The organism is Jongsikchunia kroppenstedtii DSM 45133 (genome assembly GCF_000380485.1).
GTDB classification, from domain to species: Bacteria; Actinomycetota; Actinomycetes; order Mycobacteriales; family Mycobacteriaceae; genus Jongsikchunia; species Jongsikchunia kroppenstedtii.
Genome location: NZ_AQYG01000049.1, coordinates 140289 through 166940, shown reverse-complemented (window position 1 = coordinate 166940; position 26652 = coordinate 140289). Strand labels below are relative to the sequence as shown.

Below are 26652 nucleotides of genomic sequence, written 5' to 3'. Positions count from 1 at the left end.
CCGGAGTGCGCGGTCTCCACGGTGAGAATCGTGCGTTGACCGAAATGCCGCTTTCGGCCGCTCAGCGGGGGCTCTGGTTCGCGCAGCAGGTCGCGAGCGACGCGCCGTTGTCGATTTCGCACTATGTCGACATCAATGGCGCGCTGGATACGGGCGCGCTGGAGGCCGCCGGAAACCGGGCTGCCGCGGAACTCGGAACCGGTCACCTGCGCATCGTTCTGGTCGACGGGCATCCGATGCAATACGTCGATCCCGACATGTGGATCGACCTGGAAGTCATCGATCTGCGCGCCGAGCCCGATCCGGTGGGCACTGCAGATCGTTGGATGAAAGCGCAGTCGCGGGCGCCGATGGAGCTTGTTGACGCGCCCCTGATGTCGTCGACAGTCCTGCGGCTCGCCGACGAGCGTTACTACTGGTTCGCACGGATTCATCACATTGCGCTCGACGGCATCGGCGCGGTCAACCTGGTTGGCCGGGTCGCCGAGCTGTACACCGCGGCGGTGACCGGCATCGAGGCGCCGCCCGCCCGCGTCGTCGACCTGCCGGCGCTGCTCGACTTCGAGTCCCGCTACGCCGATTCCGACCGCTACCGGACCGACCGTGCGCACTGGCTGTCCCGCACCGCCGATCTGCCCGCCCCGCCGCGCCTCGGCCGCGGTACCGGCCGCCCGGCCGGATCGATCGTCGCGTCGGCCCCCTTGGACGACCGGACCCGCGCGGCACTGGCGAAGATCGCCGCGGATGGCGGGTCGCCGGCCCGCCTCGTCGTGGTCGCGCTGGCCATCTATCTGGCGCGGATGACCGACACCACCGACGTGGTGCTGAGCCTGCCGGTCACCGCGCGCACCACCGCCGCCATCCGGCGGTCCGGCGGGATGCTGTCCAACGTCGTACCGGTGCGGCTGGATATGAGCGACGACCGCACGCTGGCGCAGGCTCTGCTGCAGTCCGATCACGAGTTGATCGGCGCTTTGCGACATCAGCGATACCGCTACGAAGACATCGTCCGGGACGCCGGGGCGGCGGGCGGCAGTGATGGACGGGGCGCGGGGGCGTTCGGCCCGGCGGTCAACATCATGATGTTCCACAACGAGATTCGCCTCGGTGACATGGTGGGCGAATACCGCGTGCTGTCGACCGGTCCGGTGGATTCGTTCGCGGTGAACCTCTATCCGTCGGTCGCCGGCGAGGGGATTCAGCTCGACCTCGAGGCCAATTCGACCGTGTTCGATCACGACGAGCTGGGGGTGCACCATCGCCGGCTCCTCGCGCTGGTCCGCGAGTTGGTGTCCGCCGACCCGGATACCCCGTTGCACGAGTTCGGGATCGCCGACGAGGACACCGCCGCGCTGACGCCGCTGCGTGGGCCGGCCAGCCGAGCGCCGATCGCCCTGCCCCAGGTGCTGACAGGGGCGGCCGCGCGGCACGGCGCCCGTACCGCGATCGTCGACGGCGGTCGGTCGCTGACTTATATCGAGCTGGATCGACGATCGAATCAGCTTGCCGCGCATCTGCGCTCGGACGGTATCGGCCATGGCGACGTCGTCGCCGTCGCGTGCGGTCGATCGCTGGAGGCGGCACTCGCGATGTGGGCGATCGCGAAACTGGGAGCGGTTCTGGCCCCGATCGATCCGCGGCATCCGGCTCCGCGCGTGCGCCAAATACTCGACGACGCCGATGCCGCGGCCGGACTGTGCAGTGCTGACTACGCCCGCGAGGGCACCGGCATGTCCTGGATGGTTTTGGACGATCCTGCGGTAGAGCGGAACATCGACGCCCGTCCCGCCGACCCGATCCAGACCCGGTCGCCCGCGGCGGACGACATCGCATACCTGATCTTTACTTCGGGCTCCACGGGACGGCCCAAGGCAGTCGCGGTACCGCATCGAGGGTTGTCGAATCTGCTTGCCGCACAGGAGCGGATCTGCGCGCCGGGGCCGGAGAGTCGGGTGCTGGCCGTCGCGTCGCCGGGATTCGACGCGTCGATCTGGGAAGCGCTGATGGCGTTCGGTTTCGGCGGAGCACTCGTGATGGCCCCGGCCGACGCCTTCGGCGGCCCGGCGCTCCAGCGGCTGCTGGATGCTGAGGCGATCACCCATGCCGTCATCACTCCGTCGGCACTGGAGACGGTCGACCCCGCCGGACTCGACGACCACCTGCAACAGCTCGCGGTCGCCGGTGAGGCGCCATCGCCGGAGCTGCTGAAGCGGTGGGCGCCGGGGCGTTCCATGAGCAACGTCTACGGTCCGTCCGAGGCCACCATCGTCGCCACGATCAGCAACGTGGATCCTGATGGCCCGGTCACGATCGGTGGGCCGATCGAGGGCATGGGCGTCATGGTGCTCGACCGGCGCCTACGCCCGGTGGTGGTCGGCGCTATCGGCGAGCTGTATCTCTCGGGACCGGCGCTGGCCCGCGGCTATCGTGGGCGTCCGGCGTTGACGGCCGAGCGGTTCGTCGCCGATCCGTGCGGTGGCGGCACCCGGATGTATCGGACGGGCGACCTCGTCCGCTGGGTGGACGGCCCGAGCGGGGTGGCGCTGGAATACTTGGGCCGCAGCGATTTCCAGGTGAAGATCCGCGGCCAGCGCGTCGAGCTCGGCGAGGTGGAGCACGCGCTGCTCCAGTTGCCGGGTGTCTCGTTCGCGCATACCGAGGGCCGGGCCAATCGTCGGGGCGTCACCGAGCTGGTCTCGTACCTGCACGGGCCCGGGGCGGTCGAAGCGGTGTCGACGGCGGCCACGCGCCTGGCCGCGGTGCTGCCGGATCACATGGTGCCGCAGCACATCATCGTGCTCGACGAGATCCCGATGACCCCCGTCGGCAAGCTGGACCGTTCGGCGCTCCCGGCCCCGGTGGAGTCCGAGCGGGTCTACGCCGCGCCGCGGACCGAGTCCGAGCGCGCCGTCGCCGCCGCCTTCGCGGCAGCGACGGGCATCGAGCAGGTCGGCGCCGACGATAACTTTTTCCACCTCGGCGGCGATTCGCTCGCGGCGACGGCGGTGGTGGCCCGGGTGGCCGCGGCCACCGGCGCGGACCTCCCCGTGCGCGAGCTGTTCGACCACCCGACGGTGGCCGCGCTGGCGTCCGCGGTCGACGCGGTGATTGCCGCGAAACCCGCCGGCACTCCGGCGGATTCAGGGCCCGCGCTGGTGGCGCGACCGGCCGGGGTCGCGGCTCCGCTGTCAGCGGCCCAGCGGCGGCTATGGTTCCTGGCGCGGTTGGATCCGGACTCGGCGGCCTACAACATTCCGCTGGTGCTCCGCCTGCACGGTGATCTCGACGAGTCGGCGCTGATCGCCGCTATCGGCGACGTGATCGCCCGTCACGAACCGCTGCGCACCCGCTACCCGGATACGCCGGAGGGCCCCGAACAGGAGCTGGTCGCGGTCGACGAGGTGATCGGATCGGTCTCGGTGGAGAAGATCCGAACCGACGATTGGGCGGTAGAGGCGGCCCGCTCGGCGGCCGCCGGCTTCGATCTCACCGCGGCGCCGCCGGTACGAATACGGTTACTACGCAACGATGATGACTCGACCGATGCCGGTATGGCGGAGCATCTGCTGGTGATCGTGCTGCACCACATCGCGGCCGACGGCTGGTCGATCCAGCCGCTGGCGGTCGACGTGATGGCGGCCTACGCGGCGCGCCGCGCTGGATCGGCGCCGACCTGGCAGGCGCTGCCAGTGCAGTACGGCGACTTCGCGTTGTGGCAGCAGGATTGGCTCGGCCACATCAGCGATCCGGATTCACGCGCGGCACGACAGCTGGGATTCTGGCGCGAGCAGCTCGCCGAGATCCCGGACGAGCTGACGCTGCCCTCGGATCGCCCACGCCCTCCGGAGGCCAGCAACCGTTCGGGGACATACCGTTTCGAGATCGACGCCGACGTGCACCGGGCAATCGTCGACGCCGCGCGCGAACGGGAGGCGACCACCTTCATGGTGGTGCATGCCGCGCTCGCGCTGCTGCTCGGCCGGCTGGCCGGTACTGACGACGTCGTCATCGGCAGCCCGATCGCCGGACGTGTGCACCCGGACCTCGAACCCCTGGTCGGCATGTTCGTCGGCACGCTGCCGCTGCGCACCCGCCTGCGCGACGACGAGTCGTTCGCCGGCCTGCTGGGGCGCGTCCGCACCGTGGATCTGGACGCCTACGCGAACGCGGACATTCCGTTCGAGCAGGTCGTCGAGAACATCAACCCGGCGCGCTCGGTGGCGCGGCATCCGGTCTTCCAGGTGATGCTGTCTTTCGAATCTGTTGCAGCACAGAGTGTCACCCTGCCGGGGGTCGAGATCGAGGTCGTCACCCAGGATCTCGGCGCCACCCGATTCGACCTGGATTTCGCGGTCACCGAGACGGCCGATGCCGCCGGCGCCCCCGGCGGACTGGACGTCCGGCTCGACTATGCGACCGACCTGTTCGACGCCGCCACCGTCGCGATGCTCGCCGACCGGCTCGTCGCGGTGCTGACGCAGGTGACGGGCGATGCCGCGGTCGGCGTCAGCGATGTGGAACTCATGCTCCCGCAGGAGCCGCGCGAGCTACTGGGCGACGCCGTGTCGGTGCGCGAACACTATCTGCTGAGCGGATTCGACCGGCAGGTGCGGTCGCGACCGGACGCCACGGCGCTGGTCTACGAGGGCACCGAACTCAGCTACGCCGAATTCGATCGCGCGATCAATGCGCTCGCCGCCCGCCTCGTCGGCCACGGCGTCGGTCCGGAGCAGCGGGTGCTGCTGGCGGTTCCGCGGTCCCCCGCGATGTTCGTCGCGATGTACGCGATCATCCGGGCCGGTGGCGCCTACGTGGCGATCGATCCGGCCGATCCGGCTGAACGCATCGCGGCGATCGCCGCGGAGGCGCACCCGGTGCTCGCGCTGGTGGGTATCGACGGGATCGAACTTCCGGATGGATTGCCGACCGTCGCAGTCGATCTCGCGGATGCGCCGGACCCGACGGGTCCGCCGCTACCGGTGCCGGCGGTGCGTGCGGATTCCGCCGTCTACGTGATCTACACGTCCGGATCGACGGGCCGGCCGAAGGGCGTGGAGATCACCCACCGCGGGGCCAGCAACCTGCTCGCCTGGCTGCATGGCGCGATTCCGGTGACGGCGGACGATCGGGTGGTCCAGAAGGCGCCGATCACGTTCGACGTGTCGGTGTGGGAATCCCTCGCGATCCTGGCGGTCGGCGGGACGTTGGTGGTGCTGCGGCCGGACGGCCACCGCGATGTCGGCTACCTGGCCGCCGTGATGGCCGACGAGCGGGTCACGATGGCCGAATTCGTCCCCTCGCTGCTGGACGTGCTGCTGTCGGAAGTGGAGTCGCCGTTCGGGCCGGAGCTGTCGATGCTGCATGTCGGCGGCGAGGCCATCGCACCGGCGACCGCCCAGCAGGTCATCGACCGCGGCGTGCGCGTCGACAACACCTACGGGCCGACCGAATACACGGTGGACGCGACGCATGCGCGGCTGGCCGATGGAATCGGTTCGGCCACCACGGTTCCGATCGGCGTCCCGGTGTGGAACACCCGGGCCTATGTGCTCGACGAGCGGTTGCATCCGGTGCCCCTCGGCGTCGCGGGCGAACTCTATCTCGCCGGCGACCAACTGGCCCGGGGATACGTCGGCCGCCCGGGGCTCACGGCCGACCGCTTCGTCGCCGACCCGCGCTCCGGCGAGCCCGGGGCGCGGGCCTACCGCACCGGCGACCTGGTCCGGATCGTCGACGGCGGGGCCGGTCCGCAGCTGGAGTTCCTGGGCCGCAACGATTTCCAGGTGAAGATCCGCGGTGTCCGGATCGAGCTGGGGGAGGTCGAGGCCGTGCTGCGGTCGCTGCCCGGTGTGGCGCAGGCGGCCACGGTGGTCCATGGTGCCGACGCGCAGGCACGGCTGATCGCCTATGTGACGCCGGTGCACGGCGATGCGGCCGCCCTCGACCCGCTCGAGATGCGGGCCGAGATGCGGGCCCGGTTGCCGCAGCATCTGGTGCCCTCCGCCGTGATGGTGCTGGACGAGTTCCCGGTCGGCTCGTCAGGCAAGCTCGATCCGCGCCGGCTGCCCGAGCCGAGTCTCGGGTCGCGGGAGTACGCAGCCCCGGTGTCGACCACCGAAATCGCTGTCGCACAGGTGTTTGCCGAGGTGCTCGAGATCGACCGGATCGGCCGCGGCGACGACTACTTCGAGTTGGGCGGCAACTCGCTGCTGGGCGTGCGCGTCGCGGCCCGGCTGTGCGCGGCCGTCGGTGTCGATGTTCCGATCCGCCTGCTGTTCGATGCCCCCGGTGTCGCCGAACTGGCTGCCGCGATCGATCGTTCGACCTCGGCCCGGGCGCGGATACCACTGCGCCCGCGACCGGCCGGCGACGACCCGATTCCGCTGGCCCCTGCGCAGCAACGGATCTGGTTCCTGAGTCGTCTCGACCCGGGCTCGTCGGCGTACACCATCCCATTCGCGATCGGCCTGACCGGCCCGCTCGACGAAGCCGCGCTGCATGCGGCGATGGCCGATGTCGTCGCCCGGCACGAATCGCTGCGCACCACCTATCCGCAGGATGCCGCCGGGTTCCCGTACCAGTCGATCGCCGAGACGGCGTCGATCGAGCTGTCGATCCGGGATATCGCAGCGAGCGACCTGCGCGCCGAGCTGGATGCGCTGGGCGACACCGGATTCGACCTCGCCGACCGGCCGCCGGTGCGGTTCGGACTGCTGCGCTGCGCGCCGCGGCAGCATGTCCTGACGATGGCGTTCCATCACATCGCGGCCGACGGTGCCTCGGTCGGTCCGCTGGCGATCGACATCATGACCGCGTACGCGGCCCGGCGCGATGGCGCGGCACCCGACTGGATCCCGCTGCCGGTGCAGTTCGCTGACTACGCGGTCTGGCAGCGCGAGCTGCTCGGCGACGCGAAGGACCCGGAGTCGGCGGCGGCGCGTGAGGTGGCGTTCTGGGTCCGCGAGCTGGCCTCGGCGCCAAGCGAGCAGTACCTGCCGGCCGATCGCCCGCGAACGGTGCGAGGGACCTCGTCGGCGGACACGGTCGACCTGCCGATTCCCGACGAGCTCTGGGATGGCATCGGCGATTTCGCCCGGCGGCACCGGGCGACCCCGTTCATGGTGCTGCACGCCGCGCTGGCGGCGCTGCTGTCGCGGATGGGCGGCGGGGACGACATCGTCGTCGGAACGGCGGTCGCAGGCCGGACCGATCCGGCCACTGATCCGCTCATCGGCATGTTCGTCAACACGCTGGCGCTGCGTACCCCGGTCGATACCGATGCAGCCTTCACCGATCTGTTGGAGTCGGTGCGCGGCCGCGACCTGGCGGCGTTCGCGCACTCGGACCTTCCGTTCGACCAGGTGGTGTCGGCATGCAACGTGGCGAATCAGGTCAGCGGATTCGGCGAGTCACTGCTGCGGGTGATCCTGACCATCGACGACGCGGTGGGCTCGGCGTTCGAGCTGGCCGGGGTGAGCTCGGAGATGTTGCCGGTGTATCCGCGCACCGCGAAATTCGATCTGCAGTTCACCATTCTGCCGGCGTACGGCGCGGGCACGCGGTGCGCGGTGACCTTCGCTGACGAGATCTTCGACCGGACAACGGTTTCCACGCTAGCGCGACGCTGGGTGGCGCTGCTGGAGGCGGCGATCGCCGAGCCGTCGACCCGGGTCGGCGATCTGGACGTGACGCTCCCCGAGGTCGACCCGGCGCCGGCGCCGGCCGCATCCGGCGCGCCGGTCGTGCTGCTGCCAGAGATACTGGCCCAGGCGATGAAGCGCGGCGGCGACGGTATCGGAGCCAGCTGCGACGGCGTCAAGCTGACCTGGGCCGAACTCGATGCCCGATCGACCCGACTGGCCCGCCATCTCATCGACGCGGGTGCCGGACCCGAGACCGTGGTGGCGCTGGCCCTGCATCGCGGGCTCGACCATCTCGTCGCGCTGTGCGCCGTCGCTAAGACGGGTGCCGCGTTCGTGTCGATCGACCGGAACCATCCGATCGACCGCATCGACTACCTGGTCCGCGACTCCGGCGCGGTCGTCGGCCTCTGCCGCGGCGACGTGCAGTCGTTGCCGTCGACGACCGCCTGGCACGACCTGTCGCATCCGAGGCTGATCGAGCGGGTCGCGGCGCAGCCGGCGACACCGATCACCGACGCCGATCGACGCGGCCCGCTGCGGCTGGACCACGCGGCGTGGGTGCTGTACACCTCGGGTTCCACCGGCCGCCCCAAGGGGGTAGCCGTCAGTCACCGAGGTCTGGCGAACCTTGTGGAATTCCAACGCAATAGCTCGCGGATCGACGCGAGCTCACGTGTGCTCGCGGTCGGTTCGCCGAGCTTCGATGCCTCGATCTACGAGATATTGCTGTCGTGGTCGGCGGGTGCCGCGCTGGTGATCGCGCCACCCGATACCTTCGGCGGCCCGCCGCTGGCCGATCTGATCGTGCGCGAAGGCGTCACCCATGCCGTCATCACCCCGGCGGTGGTCGCCACCATGGATCCCGATCAGCTGGCGGACGCGGACCTGCGGGTGCTGATGGTCGCCGGCGACGCAGTGCAGCCCGAACTGGTCGCGCGGTGGTCGCCGGGCCGGCTTCTGCTCAACGGCTACGGGCCCACCGAGGCCACGATCGCAGCAAGCTGTGCTCGACTCGAGCCCGGTGCTGCGGTGAGTATCGGCGCACCGCTGGAACATACGGCAACCCGCGTGCTCGATGCCCGCTTGCGGCCGGTGCCGGCGGGGGTGCCGGGCGAGCTGTATCTGAGCGGCGTGTACCTGGCCCGCGGCTACCATCGGCGCGCGGACCTGACTGCCGGACGTTTCGTCGCCGACCCGTTCGGGCGGCCGGGCGAACGCCTGTATCGGACCGGCGACCTCGTGCGCCGACGGGCTGACGGGGACCTGGAGTACCTGGGCCGCAGTGACTTCCAGGTGAAGATCCGTGGCCAGCGCATCGAACTGGGCGAGATCGACGCCGTCCTGGAGCGCCATCCGGACGTCGGGTTCGCGGTCACGGTCGGCCACGAGAGCGCGGGCGGAACGGTGCTCGTCGCCTATGTGCACGCCGCGGCCGGTCACGACATCGACCCCGCCGCGGTGCGCCGATCGGCCGCCGAAGTGCTGACCGGGGCGATGCTGCCGGCGCAGCTCATCGTGCTGGACGAGGTACCGCTGACCCCGGTCGGCAAGTTGGATCGCACGAAACTGCCGACACCGCAGATCGTTTCGCCGACGTCGACCGGGCGGGCACCGGACACCGACACCGAGATCCGCATCGCCGCGCTGTTCGCGGAGGTTACCGGTGCGACGACGGTATCGGCGGACGACTCGTTCTTCCTCATCGGCGGCAACTCGCTGTCGGCGGCGGCCGCGGTGTCGCGGATCGGCGCCGCGCTCGGCGTCGACCTGAGCGTCCGCGAACTGTTCGACGCGCCGACTGTCGCCGAGTTGGCCACGCGGGTCAGCGAACTCGGGCATGCGGAGTCCGCATCCGCGCCGCTGCGACCCCGGCCCATCTCGGATGCGCCGGTTCCACTGTCGTTGGCGCAGCAGCGAATGTGGTTCCTGGCCCAGCTCGAGCCGGACAGCAGCCTGCACAACCTCCCGGCCGCGCTGCGGCTGAGGGGCCCGCTCGACGTGGAGGCGCTCGTCGCCGCTTTCGACGATCTGGCAGCCCGACATGAGACGTTGCGGACGCGATACCCGAGCCGCGACGGTATCGGGTTCCAGGACATCCTCGAGAGCGGGCCGCCGGTGGGGGTGCGGTCGGTCACCGAAGGCGATGTGCCGACGGTGATCTCGGAGCTCGCGGCGAAGCCATTCGATCTGGCGGCGCGACCGCCGGTGCGCACGGAGATCCTGTCGCTGACCGCCACCGACCACATCGTCGTGCTGGTGATGCATCACATCGCGGCCGACGGCATGTCGATGGCGCCGCTGGCGCGGGACCTGTTCGCCGCGTACTTTGCGCGGACCGCCGGCGCACCGCCCGCCTGGGAACCGCTGCCGGTGCAGTACGCCGACTATGCGGTGTGGCAGCGCGCCGACCTCGGAGATCCGGATACGCCGGGCAGCCGGGCCGGTCGAGAGCTGGCGTACTGGCGCCGCACGCTCACCGACGTAGAGCCCGTGACCCTGCCGGCCGACAGGCCGCGGCCGTTGCGCCCGACCCACGACGGCGCGGTGCACGAGCGAGGGGTGGACGCGGCGTTGCACCGCGGTATCGGCGAACTGGCTGCGCGCCACGGGGTCTCGGAGTTCATGGTCATGCATGCGGCCTTCGCGGTGCTCATCGCGCGTCTGGGGGCGTCCGACGACATCACCATCGGCATCCCGCTCGGCGGCCGCGGGCGGCCGGAGCTGGATGACCTGGTCGGCATGTTCGCCAACACCGTGGTGCTTCGATCGGCGATCGATCGCGCGGAGAATGTCGGCGACCTGCTCGCCCGGGTGCGCGATATCGACCTCGACGCGTTCGCGCACGCCTCGATTCCGTTCGAGCAGCTTGTCGAGGAACTGCGCCCGGTCCGGACCACCGCGCGCAACCCGCTGTTCGACGTGGCGCTGTTCTTCCAGAACCTCACCCCACCCGAACTGGTTCTCCCGGACCTGACGATCGAGCCGCTGGACCCGCCGTCGCATCCGGCCCAGTTCGATCTGCAGTTGACCGTCACGGGTGCCGGCGAGTCGGGCGGTATCGACGCGCACAACGCGGAATCGGCCGGGCTGGTGCTGAGTTGGCTGTATGCCACCGATCTGTTCGACGAAGCCACGGTCGCGGAATTCGCCGATCGGTTGGTGGCGATTCTGGCCGCGATGGTTGCCGACGATTCGACGGTCGTCGGCGAGCTCCCGCTGCTGAGCGCGACCGACCGTGACGAGGTGCTGCGGCACAGCGTCTCCGGCGCACGGGTGCGCCAACCGTTGTCGCCGGTCGCCGGACTCGCGCGGCATGCGCTCGAACGGCCCGACGCGATCGCGCTGATCGACTGCGGCGCAGCAGATTCGGCACCGATCACCTATGGCGAGTTGGCCGGCCGGGTCGCCCGGCAGGCGGAGCAGCTGGCGGCGCGTGGTGTCGGCCCCGGCCACACGGTCGCGCTCTATGCGGACCGCTCGGCCGAACTGGTCGTCGGCATGTATGCGGCGATGGCCGCCGGCGCGGCCTACGTGCCGATGGATCCCGGGCATCCCATCGCGCGTAACCGGGCGGTTCTGACTGCCGCCGCGCCCAGCGTCGTGCTGGCCGGAACCCCCGTGCCCGACGAACTCGGTGTTACGGTGCCGGTGCTGTCGTCGGCCGACGGCGGAGTCGTGGGAACTGGGCGAACGCCCCCCGAACTCACTGTGGCACAGCCGCATCCGGACGCGCTGGTCTACGCCATCTTCACCTCTGGCACCACGGGCGTGCCCAAGGGCGTCGGCATCACCCACCGGGCCATCACCAACCAGCTCAGCTGGATGGCCGAACACTATGGCGTCGGACCGGACGACGTCTACCTGCAGAAGGCGGCGCACACCTTCGACCTGTCGGTCTGGGGCTATCTGCTGCCGATCTCGGTCGGCGCCCGGCTGGTGCTGGCCGGTCGCGATGATGCCGTCGACACCGGCCGCATCGCGGACCTGATCGAGCGTCATCGCGTCACCGTCTGCGACTTCGTGCCCACGATGCTGACCGTGTTCATCGAAGCGGCACAGGCCGATCCGGCGATCGCCGAGCAGGTGCGGTCGCTGCGACAGCTCTGGGTCATCGGCGAGGCGCTGCCCTCGGCGACGGTCGCCGAGGCCTCGGCGCTGGGGTCGGTGCGGGTGCACAACCTGTACGGGCCTACCGAGACGACCGTGTCGATCACCGGTGCCGACGTGACGGGTACCGCGGACGCGATCCCGACCATCGGCCGACCGCAGGCGAATTCCGCCGTGTACGTGCTGGATTCGCGATTGCAACCGGTGCCCGACGGGGTGGTCGGCGAACTGTATCTTGTGGGTGACCAGTTGGCGCGCGGCTATCTCGGTCGACCGGACCTGACCGCCGACCGATTCGTCGCCAATCCGTTGAGCGGCCGGGGAAGCCGGATGTACCGCACCGGCGACCTGGGTCGCTGGCGCGCCGGCGCGACCGGCCCGACGCTGGAGCATCTGGGGCGCGTCGATACCCAGGTCAAGTATCGCGGCCAGCGCATCGAGCTGGGGGAGATCGAGGCCGCGCTGCGGCAGGCGCCGCAGGTGAGCGCGGTCGCGGTCGATGTGCGCGAGACCGCGGGCACGCAGCGGCTCATCGCCTATCTGGTCCCCGCCACGGTGGCCGCTGACGCGTCGGTGCTGGAGAATGCACGGGAAGTCCTGCCGCACTTCATGGTTCCGGAGACCGTGATCGGCCTCGACGAGCTGCCGCGCAATGCGTCGGGCAAACTCGATCGATCGGCGCTGCCGGCACCCGATCTGGGCCCGGCCGACTACGTGGAACCGCAGACCCCGACCGAACGGGTCGTCGCGGAGGAGTTCGCGCGGGTGCTCGAGGTCGATCGGGTCGGCCGAACCGCCGACTTCTTCGACATCGGCGGCACCTCGCTGTCGGCGGCCCGTATCGCGGCGACCGTGTCGGCGCGACTGGGGCGCCGGGTCGCGGTGCGGCTCATCTTCGATCATCCGACCGTGGCCGGTCTGGCCGCCCAGGCGGATGCACTGGATCCGCAGGCCGCCGACGGAACCCCTGTCCTGCACCGCTATCCGGACGCCGACTCGTATCCGCTGTCGGCAGCGCAGCAACGCATGTGGATCCTGGCGCGGCTCGAACCCGAGTCGGCGGTCTACAATCTGCCGATCGCGGTGGATCTGGGCGCCGGGATCGATGCGGCAGCCCTGCGCGCCGCCATCGGCGATGTGCTGATCCGGCATGAGGCGCTGCGCACCCGCTACGCCGCGGAGGCCGACGGTCCGCGACAGGTGATCTGCGATCCCGATGAGTGGCCGCCGGTGATCGACGAGCGCGAGCTGCCGTCGACCGATGCGGCGGTGGCGGCGGTAGCCGCATCGACCGCCGAACCGTTCGATCTCGCCGCCGCGCCGCCCGTGCGGTTCGCGATCTATCGACTGCCCGACCGGACCGTGTTCGCGATGGTGGTGCATCACATCTGCGCCGACGAGCACTCGGCGACTCCGTTCGTCGTCGACCTGACCGCGGCCTATGGTGCGCGGGTCGCCGGGAACGCGTGGACGTCGCCCAACAGGCATGTGCGGTATGTCGACTACGCCCAGTGGCAGCGGGATCTGCTGGGCCATGTCGACGATTCCGGGGAGACCGTCGGCGAACGTCAGGTGGAGTATTGGCGCCAGCGGCTGGCCGGCCAGCCGCAGCGGCTTCCGCTGCCGCTCGATCGGCAGTACCCGGACCGGCCGTCGTATCGCGGGGCACGGGTCGAGCTGCCGATCGACGTCGAAACCCACGCCGCGGTGGCGGAATTGGCTCGTCGCACCGGATCCAGCACGTTCATGGTCTTCCATACGGCCCTGGCGGTGTTGCTGTCGCGGCTGGCGGGCACGTCCGACATCTCGGTGGGTACGGCCGTGGGCGGTCGGGCGCAGCCGGAGATCGCGGCGCTGGTCGGCATGTTCGTCAACACCGTTGTGCTGCGCACCGATGTGGACCAGAACGCCTCGTTCACCGATCTGCTGATGGCCGTTCGCGACGCCGACCTGGCCGCCTTCGCCCACGCCGACGTGCCGTTCGAGCGAGTCGTCGATGCGCTCGATCCGCCGCGGACGCCGGAGCATCATCCGCTTTTCCAGGTCGCGTATGGCGGACGCCGGCACCATGTCGAGCCGGGGGCGAGCGCCGACGCCGTCAGCCGCGCCGTGGGCGCCGGCTTCTTCACGTCGCTCGAGATCGATGCCGTCCCAGCTCGATTCGATGCGCATTTCGACGCGGACGAGCGGTTCACCGGGAACGATGCGGTGGGCGCCACGCTCGCGCTGACCTACGCGACCGACATCCTCGACGATTCGACGGCCCGGGCGCTGCTGCGTCGCTGGGTCTCGGTGGTGACGGCGGCGGCGACCGCCCCGGATGCGGTGGTCGGCGATATCGACATCGTGCTCGCCGATGTCGACGGCGCGACCGCCCGTCGGGCGCGGGGCGAACCCGCCCGGCCGCCCGTCACTCTCACGGATCTGATCGACGCTGCGGTCGCGCTCCACGACCCCGACGACACGGCGGTCGTCCTCGGCTCGGCGACCTGGAGCTGGGGTGAACTCGATCGGCGCTCGACACAACTCGCACGGGTGCTTATCGGCCGCGGCGTCGGCCCCGAATCGGTGGTCGCGATCGGTACCGGTCGCGGCTTCGAATACCTGTTGGGGGTGTGGGCGGTCGCGAAGACCGGTGCCGCATTCCTGTCCTTCGACCCGGCGCTGCCGGCCGACCGTGTCCGTTACCTGCTCGCCGATTCCGGTGCGGCGCTCGGATTGTCGGGTCCGGCCGAGGTCGGCGCGGTGGATACGGTGGAGTGGCTCGACCTGACGGCCGGCGCCACCGCCGGTCTCATCGATCAGCAGCCGGTCGCGCCGATCCTGCGCGGCGAGCTGACCGCCGCACCGAATTTCGACCAGCCCGCCTATGTCATCTACACATCGGGATCGACCGGCCGCCCCAAGGGCGTCGTCGTGACCCATCGCGGCATTGCGAACCTGATCGCGCAGGCGCACACCGATGCCCGGCTCGACCGAGGATCCCGGATGCTGCAGGCGGCGTCGCCGAACTTCGACGCCGTCGTGTACGAGTTGCTGTTGGCCCTGTCCGGCGGTGCCGCGCTGGTGATCTCGCCGCCCGACGTGTTCGGTGCGGCACCGCTGCGTGACGTGCTGGCGGCCGGCGAGGTGACGCATGCCCTGATCACGCCGCCGGTACTCGCCTCCATCGAGCCGGCCGGCCTCGACCGGCTGCAGACGCTGATGGTCGCCGGCGACACCTGCGGCGTCGAACTCGTGGCCCGCTGGGCGCCCGGCCGGCGCATGTTCAATCTCTACGGCCCCGCCGAGACGACCATCTGGTCGACGGTGTCACCGCCGCTGGTCGCCGGGCAGCGAGTGACCATCGGCGGACCGATCATCGGATCGACTGTGCACGTGTTGGATTCGCGGTTGCATCCGGTGCCGATCGGCGTCGTCGGCGAGCTGTATGTGTCCGGTGACGCGCTGGCCCGCGGATACCAGCACCGCGCGGACCTGACTGCGGCCGCATTCGTCGCCGACCCCTTCGGCGCGCCGGGGCAACGCCTCTATCGCACAGGCGATCTCGTTCGCTGGACCACCGACGCGGGAGACTCCGCTCCGCAGCTGGAGTTCGTCGGCCGCGACGACTTCCAGGTGAAGATCCGCGGCCAGCGCGTCGAACTCGGTGAAATCGACCATGTTCTGGGCGGATTCGCCGGTGTGGACTTCGTGGCGACGCTGGCGGTGCCGTCCGCCAACGGGCCCACGCTGGTGAGCTATGTCCGTCCAGCCGACGGCACGGAGCTGTCGGCGGACGATCTCGCGGCGCACGCGGCCGCCGGACTGCCGCGGTTCATGGTGCCCGACCAGATCATGCTGATCGACGCGATCCCGTTGACCGGCAACGGAAAACTCGACCGCGCGGCATTGCCGGCGCCGGCCGAGATCGACCGGTCCCTGCGGTACCGCGCCCCGGCGACCGATATCGAACGAACGATCTGCTCGGTTTTCGCCGAGGTGACCGGCGCCGAGCGGGTCGGGGTGGACGACGGCTTCTTCGCGATCGGCGGCAACTCGCTGTCTGCCACCCAGGCGGCCGCGCGGATCGGCGAATCCGTGGGCGTGGAGCTGTCGGTGCGGGAACTGTTCGACGCGCCGACCCCGGCCGAGCTGGCGACGGTGATCGTCGGCCGGTCGCGGCCGCGCTATCGGTCGATCGGCCAGATCGAGCGTCCCGCGCGGCTCCCGTTGACCCCGGCGCAGCAGCGGATGTGGTTCGTCACCCGGATGGAACCCGAATCGCTCGATGGCGTCATCCCGATCGTGCTGCGGTTGTCCGGCGTGGTGCACGCCGACGCGCTGCGGTCCGCGATCGTGGATGTCATCGGGCGTCACGAGATTCTGCGCACCGTGTACCGAGACAGCCCCGCCGGCCCGGATCAGGAGATCATTCCGGTCGCGACGGCGATCGACTCCCTGGAAATGACAGCGGAGCAGGTCGATCCGGCAGACCTGGCCTTCCGGATGGAGTCGTTCCTCACGCGGCCGTTCCACCTCGACCGGGACCTGCCGCTGCGGCTGGAGCTGCTCGAAACCTCCGGCGGCGCAGGCGAGACCGAGTATCTGCTGGTGCTGGCAGCGCACCATATCGCGCTGGACGGCTGGTCGGTCGCGACGCTGACGGCGGATATCGCCGCTGCCTATCAGTCGCGATGTAACGGTCAGGTGCCGCGCTGGCAGCCGCTGGATGTTCAGTACGCGGACTACGCGGTGTGGCTCGCCGAACGGGCGGGGGACGACACCGATCCCGACTCGGCGGCCGGAAAGGACCTGGCGTACTGGCGTTCCCGGCTCGACGAGCTGGCACCGGAGATCATTCTGCCGCGCGACCGACACCGGCCGCCGGAGCCGACCCGGCGCGGCGCGGTTATTCCGTTCAACATCTCGGCGTCGGTGCACCGGCGGTTGTCCGATGCTGCCGGGCGTACCGACGCAACGCTGTTCATGGCGCTGCACACCGCGTTCGCCGCGCTGCTGGCCCGGATCGGCGACGCCGACGAGGTCGCCATCGCCACGCCGGTGGCGGGTCGCGGCATGCGCGAAATCGATTCGATGGTCGGAATGTTCGTCAACACGATCGTGCTGCGGACCGCCATCGACCAGGGCGCGAGCCTGGAGGCCAATCTCGCGGCGGTGCGCGACGTCGACGTCGACGCCTTCGCGCATTCGGGCACCCAGTTCGAGCGCCTCGTCGAGGCGATCGCGCCGGAACGGCAGATCGGTCGGCATCCGCTCGCGCAGGTGGCGCTGGTCCTGCAGAACATGCAACAGGCCGACATCGCGTTGCCGGACATGACAATCAGTCCGGTGCCGTCGCCCGTCAATGCCGCCCGATTCGACCTGCAACTCACTGTCGACCAGGAACGAGGCGACGAACAGTCCGACGGCTCGCTGCATTGCGAAATGACTTATGACACGGACATCTTCGATGCCGAGACCGTGCAGCGGCTGGTCGACCGGTTCGAGACGCTGTTGTCCGGCATCACCGCCGACCCCGCGACCGCCCTCGGCGACATCGATCTGCGAACCGACACCGAACGGTCGGACCTGCACCGGTGGCAGGATGGCGGCCCCGAGAATGCGACACCGGACCTGTTGATCACGCCGTTCGAGGCGATGGCGGCGCAGCGGCCGGATTCGGTCGCGCTCGTGCAGCCGAGAGGCATGACCGGTTCAGAGAATGCTGACATCGAGGTGACCTACGGCGACCTCAATGCCCGCGCGAATATCTTGGCGCACCGGCTGATCGCGGCCGGCATCGGCACCGACAAGCTGGTCGCGGTGAATATCGGCCGCTCGGTGGCGTTCTTCGTCGCGGTCTACGGCGTGGTGAAGGCCGGCGGCGCGTACACCCCGCTCGACCCGGGGCAGCCGTCCGAACGCGTTGCGCACATGCTGAATACCGCACAGGCGGACTGCGTGCTCACCGATGGTCCGGTGCCCGACGGGTGGTCGGGGCGCGTGCTGACGGTCGACGCGGCGGGCGCCGTCATCGGCGACACCGACGCGGCGGCAGCCGATCTCGACACGTCACCGATCATCACGAATCCGGAGCGTGCGGGCGGCGGCCGCGGACATCCGGAGTCGCTCGCGTTCGTGGTCTTCACCTCCGGCTCGACCGGCCTGCCGAAGGGGGTGGCGCTGAGCAATCGCGGCCTGGCCGCCGACCTCGACTGGATGCAGCGGCGGTTCCAGCTCGACCACACCGACGCCGTGCTGGCACAGGTGTCGACGATCTTCGACATGTCGGCGTGGGACATCTTCTGGCCGTTGGCCGCCGGTGCTCGTGTGGTGATCGCGGATCCGGAACGCCGGGGTGATGTCGCCTACCTCGTCGAGCAGATTCGCCGATACCGCACGACGATCATGTCGACCGTGCCGTCGTTGCTGCGCGCGATCGTCGACCAGGCGCTCGACTCGGGCCTGCGACTGGACTCGTTGCGGCAGGTCTTCCAGGGCGGCGAAGCGTTGTCCGGCCCGCTGACGCGACGGTTCGCATCGATCACCGATGGCCGGTTGAACAACCTGTACGGCCCGTCAGAGGTCTCGATCGGTCAGATGCACCATCCGGTCACCGCTGCCGACGGCGACGACGACGCGGTGCCGATCGGTTCGATGCAGGCGGGACTGCGGGCCTACGTGCTCGATCGTCGGATGCATCCGGTGGCGCCCGGCGAGGTGGGCGAGCTCTACCTGGCAGGCCTGCAGCTGGCGCGCGGGTACATCGGCCGCGGACCGCTGACGGCCGAACGGTTCGTCGCCGATCCGTTCGCGTCCGCATACGGGGTGCCCGACGGCAGCCGGATGTATCGCACGGGCGACCTGGCGCGGTGGGACCCCGCCATCGGCGAGCTGCGGTATGTGGGCCGCAACGACTTCCAGGTCAAGCTGCGCGGGCAGCGGATCGAGCTGGGCGAGATCGCCGCGGTCCTGACGGCGCAGCCCGCGGTGCGTAGCGCGATCGCGCTGGTGCATACCGAGCAGAAGCAGTCCGGCGCCGCGATGCAGCGACTGGTCGCCTACGTCGTCGGCCGGCCCGAGATCGGGGGCTCGCCGGCCGACACCGAGGAGCTGCTGGCTTCCTGCCGGAAGTCGTTGCCGTCGTACATGATCCCGGATGTTGTGATGTGGCTCGAACGGTTGCCGCTGACCGTCGCGGGCAAGATCGACCGCCGCGCGCTGCCGGTTCCCTTACCGGTGCAGTCGACGTACGTGGCGCCGACGACCGCGCTGGAGCGCGCGGTCACGAAGGCCGTCGAGCAGACGCTCGAGTTGGATCACACAACCGAGTCCGGCCGAGCCGGCCTGGCGGACAACTTCTTCGGGCTCGGCGGCAACTCGTTGTCGGCGACGCGGCTGGTCGCGCGGATCGGAGATCTGACCGGGTCGGTCGTTGCGGTGCGCCAGGTGTTCGAGGCGACGACGATCGCCGACCTCGTCGAGATCGTGGCGCGCAGCGAGTCGGCGACCGATACCCGCCTGGCGCTGACGCCGCAGGATCGGCCGGCGCGCCTGCCGTTGTCGCCTGCGCAGCAACGGATGTGGTTCCTCAACCGCTTCGCGCCCGAGGATCCCACCTATAACCTGCCGTTGGTGCTGGAGATCGACGGACCGCTCGACGAGGCGGCGCTCGACGCGGCACTGCTGGACCTGCTGGAACGGCACGAGCCGCTGCGCACTCGGTACCCGGCGGACGGCGACGGTGCCTATCAGGTGGTCGTCGAGATGGACGAGCTGCCGACGATCCTGTCACGGCCGGACTTCGATGACGATGCCGTGGCCGATGAACTCGACGCGATGGCCGAGCTGGACGCCCACGAACGTCTCGCCTGGATCACCGAATTCGTCACGACCGGCTTCGACCTGGGGACCGACCTGCCGATCCGGGCGCTGCTGCTGCGTCGCGAGCCCGGCGCCGATGGGGCGCAGCGGCATCTGCTCGCCGTCGTGCTGCACCACATCAGCGGCGACGGCGTATCCCTGCCGGTCCTGTTGCAGGAGATGATGGGTGCGTACCAGGCGCGTGTCGAGGGCGGGGCGCCGCACTGGCAGCCGCTGCCGGTCGCCTATGCGGACTACGTTCTCTGGCAACGGGATCGGCTCGGCTCGCCCGACGATCCGGCATCCGCCGCGGCCGCCGGGCTCGAGTACTGGAAGCGGCAGCTGGCCGGTGCCCCGGATCTGCTCGCGCTGCCGGCCGACCGGGTACGGCCGATCGTTGCCGATCCGGCGGGCGCAGTCGTCGAAGTGGCGATCGATGCCGCCACCCACCGCGCCGTGGCCGAGCTCGCGGCGGCGTCGCGTGCCACCACCTTCATGGTCCTGCACGCCGCGTTCGCGGTGACCCTCGGCCGGCTGGCGGCCACCCGCGACGTCGTGGTCGGCACCGCGGTGGCGGGTCGGTCGGAGACCGAATTGGCCGGGCTCATCGGCATGTTCGTCGATACCGTCGCGTTGCGCACCCAATTGGATCCCGCCGAGAGCTTCCGCGAGCTGGTCCGACGGGTCGTCGACATCGACCTCGACGGGTTCGAGCATGCGGACATCGCGTTCGAGGAGATCGTCGAGCGGGTCAGCCCCCGCCGCGCGCACGATCGGCATCCGATTTTCCAGGCGATGTTCGGCGTCGAGAATCACGCCGGTTCCGCCGCGGGCCTCGATGACGGCGTCGGTGTCGAGGCGGGCGACCTGACGCTGCGGTCGATCGACCCGGGTGTCGTGCCGGCCAAGGTGGACCTGCAGCTGTCCATCACCGAGCGGGCCGACTCGACCGGGGCACCGGCCGGTCTCGGCGCGCAATTCATCTACGCCACAGCATTGTTCGATGCGTCGACCGTCCGCGGATTCGCCGCTGCCTTCACCCGGCTGCTGCAGACGGCGACCGCCGACCCCGATGCGCTCGTCGGCGATCTGCCCTGGCTGGATGCGGACTACCGGGCCCGGTTGATCGCCACGTCGGCCGGGCCGGTGGAACCGGTGCCGCCGGTATCGCTCGCGCAGCTGTTCGCCGATCAGGTGGCGTGCACGCCGGATGCGCCCGCGATCGTCTCCGACACCGAGGAACTCACCTACGCGCAGTTCGCCGACCGGGTCGCGGCGCGGGTGCACGATCTGCGGGATCGCGGGGTGGGTCCGGAGGCGGTGGTCGCCGTGGCGCTGGATCGCTCGGTGACGCAGGTGATCTCGATCTACGCGGCGACGATGGCCGGCGCCGCTTATCTTCCGGTGGACCCGGACAGCGGCGACGAACGAATCGCGTACATGCTGGAGGTCGCGCGGCCGAGCGTCGTGCTCACCGCGGCCGAACACGCCGAGCGGCTGCGTCCACTGGCCGGCGCCGCGGCGGTGCTGACGGTCGAGACCGACCCGGCCCCAAGGAATTCTGACGCGGGGGATTCGGACGCGGCGGGCGATCCGGCTGCCGTGGGCCGATGGTCGACGGTGGGGCTGCCCGACGTGACCGCGGACAACGCCGCCTACGTCCTGTTCACCTCGGGGTCCACCGGACGGCCCAAGGGGGTGGCGGTCCCGATCGGCGCGATCGTCAACCGACTGGCCTGGATGCAGGGCGGTTACCGGATCGGCGCCGACGATCGGGTGCTCTACAAGACGCCGAGCACCTTCGATGTATCGGTGTGGGAGTTGTTCTGGCCGTTGCAGACCGGGGCTGCCATGGTGATCGCGTCGCCGGACGGCCATCGCGATCCCGGCTACCTGGCGGACGCGATTGCGCGCCACCGGGTGACGGTCGCGCACTTCGTGCCGTCGATGTTGGCGGCGTACCTGTCGGCCGACCCGCCGGCCGAGGCGCACCGCGCCCTGCGGCATGTATTCGCGTCCGGCGAGGTTTTGCCGGCGCAGACGGTGCGACGGTTCGCGACGCGAATCGGTGCCGGCGGCGCCCAGTTGCACAACCTCTACGGACCGACCGAGGCCGCGGTCGATGTCACCGCCGCGGTCGCGGCGGTGGGCGTCGACGGCACCACCGTCTCGATCGGCGGGCCGGTCCGCAACACCCGTGCCTACGTCCTCGACGACCGGCTGCGGCCGGTACCGCGGGGCGTCGTCGGCGAGCTGTATCTCGGCGGCGTGCAGCTGGCGCGCGGCTATGTGGCGGGGCCGGGTCTCACCGCCGATCGTTTCGTGGCCGACCCCTTCGACGATGCCGGCGGCCGGCTGTATCGCACCGGAGACCTGGTGCGCCGCACGGCGGCCGGGCTGATCTACGTCGGCCGGGACGACTCGCAGATCAAGCTGCGCGGCCAACGCATCGAGCTTGCCGAGATCAGCGCTGTGCTCGCGGAGGCCGCCGGCGTGAGCGAGGCCGTCGTAGTGGTTCGCGGTGACGGCGACACGGCGCGGCTGGTGGGTTACCTGGTGCTGGCGCCGGATGCGGCGGCGGTGGGCGGCGACAACCTGTCGGCCGTATTCGACCATGCGCGAGACCGACTGCCCGCCTACATGATTCCGCCGGATCTGGTAATTCTCGACGAGATGCCGACCACCGTCAACGGCAAGCTGGATGTCGCCGCGCTCCCGGAGCCGGATGTCGTCGAGACCGAGTTCCGGGCGCCGCGCACGCGCTGGGAACAGTTGGTCGCCGACATTCTGGGCGATCTGCTCGGACGACCGCGTGTCGGCCTCGACGACGATTTCTTCGCCCTCGGCGGCAATTCGCTGCTGGCGACCCAGGTCGCTGCCCGACTCGCAGCGCGCACCGGCCGGGGCGTGACGGTGCGCATCGTCTTCGACAATCCCGTCGTCGAACAGCTCGCCGCGCAGCTGGAGGCAGATCCCGAGCTGACCGACCCGCTGCCGGAGCTGACCGTCGACGCGCCGATGCCGGAGTCCGCGCCGCTGTCGGCCGCGCAGCAACGGATGTGGTTCCTCAACCGATTCGATCCCGAGTCGGCGGCCGACAATATCGCCCTCGCCGTGCGTCTGACCGGCGAACTCGACGTGGACGCGTTCACGGCGGCGATCTCCGATGTCGTGGCCCGGCACGCGGCGCTGCGCAGCAGCTATCCCGACGGTCCGGACGGCCCGCGGCATCGTGTTCACGACGTCGACGCGGTGCCGATCGTGGTGCGGGACGAGTTCGATCCGGCCGCGGCCACCACGGAACTGCGGCGCCTGGCGATGACCGGCTTCGACGTGACCACCACCGTGCCGGTCCGAATCATGCTGCTGCGCACCAGCATGCACGCCGAACCCGGCCACCTGCATACCCGGCGCGAGCAGTCGACCATCGGCGAATGGGTATTCGCCGTTGCCGCGCATCATATTTCGGTGGACGGCTGGTCGCTGACGGTCCTCGCCCGTGACGTCTTCACCGCATACCACGCCAGGTTGTCCGCAGCCGAGCCGTTCGTCGGCCGACCGGTGCTGCAGTATCCGTCGTTCGCCGCCTGGCAGCAGCAGCTGCTCGGCGACCACGTCGACCCGGCGGCGCTGGTGTCGAGGCAGGAGCGGTACTGGGCGGAACGGCTGCGGCACGCGCCCGACCGACTCGAGCTGCCGACCGATCGGCCGCGGCCGGCCGTCCTGTCGACCCGTGGACGCACGATCGAGGCGCAGCTGGGCAGCGATGTACGCGTGGGCCTGGAGGAGCTCGCGCGCCGCACCGGTACCTCGTTGTTCATGGTGATGCACGCGGCCTACGCGGTGCTGCTGGCGCGGCTGGCCGGCACCGACGACGTGGTGATCGGGTCGCCCGTCGCCGGCCGCGGTCTGCCGGTGCTCGATGATGTCGTCGGCATGTTCGCCGGAACCCTGGCGCTGCGCACCCGTGTCCGCCCGGGGGAATCGTTCATCGATCTGCTGGCGCGGGTCCGCGACGACGATCTGGACGACTTCGCGCAGGCCGATGTGCCGTTCGAACGGGTCGTGGAGGTCGTGTCGCCGGCCCGGTCGACTGCGCATCACCCGCTGTTCCAGGCGGCGATGTCGTTCCAGAACCTCCAGTCGGAGGACTTCGAGCTGCCCGGAGTGACCGCGCGGCCGCTGGATATCGATCTCGATGTCGCCAAGTTCGATCTGCACCTGACCGTGCTTGCCGGGAACGATGGGCAGCCCGGGAACGATAGGCAGGCCGGCGATGGGGGGACGGGTATCGCGGACGGCGAGCATGATCTGGGCGCCGAACTCGATGTCACCTGGACGTATGCGACAGATCTCTATGACGAGTCGACCGTCCGGAAGTTCGCGGACACCTTCGCTCGTGTGCTGAGTCTGATCGTCTTCGACCCGGATCTGCCGGTCGGCGACATCGACCTGCTGGGGCCGTCCGAACGCAGCCGGTTGGTGCGGGCCACCAACATGACCGACCATCCGCATCCGGCCGTCACGCTGTACGACCTGGTGTGCACCGGTGCCGCCGCCGACCCCGACGCGGTCGGTGTCGTCGACGGGGCAACGCAATTGACGTTCGCGGAGCTCTTGGGCCGGGTCAACCGGTGGGGCCGGGCGCTGATCGCCGCGGGCGTCGGCACCGGCGATCTGGTCGCCGTCGCGCTGCCGCGGTCGACTGAACAGTTGGTGACCATGTACGCGGTGGTCGCCGCGGGCGCGGCCTATGTACCGATCGATCCGGCACAACCCGCCGATCGTATTGCGGCCGTGGTCGATTCGGCCCGGCCGGTATCGATCATCACCGCCGACTCTCTCGCTGATCTGGAGAGGCGTTCGGTCGCACTGTCGTCAGCACCCATCGCCGACGCCGAGCGCAGTGCCGCGCTGCGACCGGACCATCCGGCGTATGTGCTGTTCACCTCGGGATCGACCGGTGTGCCCAAGGGCGTGCAGGTACCGCAGCGGGCGGTCGTCAATCAGCTGCAATGGAAGCTGCGTCGATTCCCGATCGACCGGAACGATGCCGTGCTGGTGAAAACTCCTGCGACATTCGACCTTTCGGTCTGGGAGTACTGGTGGCCGGCGGCCGGCGGAGCGACGATGGTGATCGCCGAGCCGGACGGCCACCGGGACCCGGCGTACCTGCGGAACTTGATCGCCGCGAAGGGCGTCACCGTGCTGCATGCGGTTCCGACGCTCGTCGAGATGCTGTTGGAGGGCGACGCGGCGCTGCCGGACTCGCTGCGTGATGTGCTCTGTATCGGGGAGACGCTGCCGCCCGCGCTGGCCCGCCGGATGCTGCAGTCGGATTCCGTTGTGCTGCACAATCTCTACGGCCCCACCGAGGCCGCGGTCAGCATCACCGACCAGATCGTGCGCAGCGTGCCGGACGACGCCGTCAGCGTTCCGGTCGGGGTCCCCGTCGACAACTCGACGGTCTACGTTCTCGATTCCCGGCTGCGGCCCACGCCGGTCGGCGTCACCGGCGAGCTGTACCTCGGCGGCAGCCAGCTGGCCGACGGCTACCTGGGTGCGCCCGGCCTGTCGGCCGAGCGGTTCATCGCCGACCCGTTCGGCGCGGCGGGGGAGCGGTTGTACCGAACCGGCGACCTGGTCGCCTGGACCGACGTCGACGGGGATCTGAGTCTGGAATATCTGCAGCGCGCAGACCTGCAGCTGAAGGTCGGCGGCTATCGGGTCGAGCCGGGTGACGTCGAAGCCGCGCTGATGGCCACCGGGCATTTCACCCAGGCCGTGGCGACCGCGCATGCCGACCCGGTACGCGGGAGTCGTCTCGTCGCGTATGTCGTTCCCGCGCCGGGGCAAGAGCAGGTGGACCCGGGAATGGTCCGCGAAGAACTGCATCATCGGCTGCCGAGCTATCTGGTGCCCGCGGTCGTGATGATCCTGCCCGCCCTGCCGGTGGGCACCACCGGCAAGGTCGACCGCTCGGCGTTGCCCGAGCCGGTGTACCGCAGCACCGATCGGGTGGCCCCGCAGTCGGTGACCGAACAGCTGGTGGCCAACGTCATCGCCGAGGCGATCGGTGTGGAGGTCGACACCGTCGGCCGGTTCGACAACTTCTTCGAGCTCGGCGGCTCGTCGATGATCGCCACCCGGGTGGTCGGCACGCTGAGCGAGCTGACCGGCATCCAGATGCCGGTGCAGTGGATGTTCGGCGATCCGACGCCCGAGCAGATCGCCCGGCACATCGACGCAGCCACCGCTGACGACGAGAACGGTGAACATGCCGGGGCGACAACAGACTTCGCCGAACTGCTGCCGATCCGCCGGAGCGGCTCGGCGGCGCCGATATTCTGCGTCCACCCGATCGGCGGACTGGCCTGGGTCTACGGCGCCCTCGCCGCCGAGCTGCCGGATCGGCCGGTATACGGCCTGCAGGACCGGCTGGTCGTCGATCCGGAGGCGGCGGCCGACAGCATCGACGAGTTGGTCGACCGGTACCTCGCGCACATTAGCTCCGTGCAGCCCGACGGCCCGTACCACCTGCTCGGCTGGTCGCTCGGGGGCGTCATCGCCCACGCGATCGCGGCCCGGCTGCAGGCCGCGGGTGGGCGGGTGGAGCTGCTGGTGCTGCTCGACCCGCCGCCGCTGAACGCGACGATCGCCGCGCCGGGGGCCGGGCAATCGGCCGACGACGACGCAGCCGACGATCTCGGCGATGGACTGGCGCGCTACGCGGCCGGTATGGCGCGGTCCGCGCGCCACGCCGCCGGACTGCTGCATGCGCATCGGCCACCGGAGTTCGACGGGCCGGTGCTGTACGTTGAGCCGGAACAGATCCCCGCAGGTAGCGCCGGAATCGACGAGTGGCAGCGGTGCCTGCGCGGCGACCTGAACCGGATCGCCGTGCCGGGTGACCACTGGCAGATGGGCGATACGGAACAGATGCGGATGGTCGGACGCGCGGTGTCGGATCGACTGGGGAATTCGGACGCATCGGTGACCGGTGCGACGGTAACGGGTTCGACGAGCCCGAACGACTAACTCTCGAATGAGTCATGAA

General features: G+C 70.1%; 1 protein-coding gene. It reads left to right on the top strand.

Annotation, left to right across the window (positions count from 1 at the left end):
- Positions 1-44 precede the first annotated feature (44 nt).
- The gene (locus tag G341_RS22175; protein WP_245557013.1) at positions 45-26633 is read left to right on the top strand and encodes a non-ribosomal peptide synthetase; all 26589 of its coding nucleotides are present in this window, start codon (positions 45-47) and stop codon (positions 26631-26633) included.
- Positions 26634-26652: the final 19 nt, after the last annotated feature.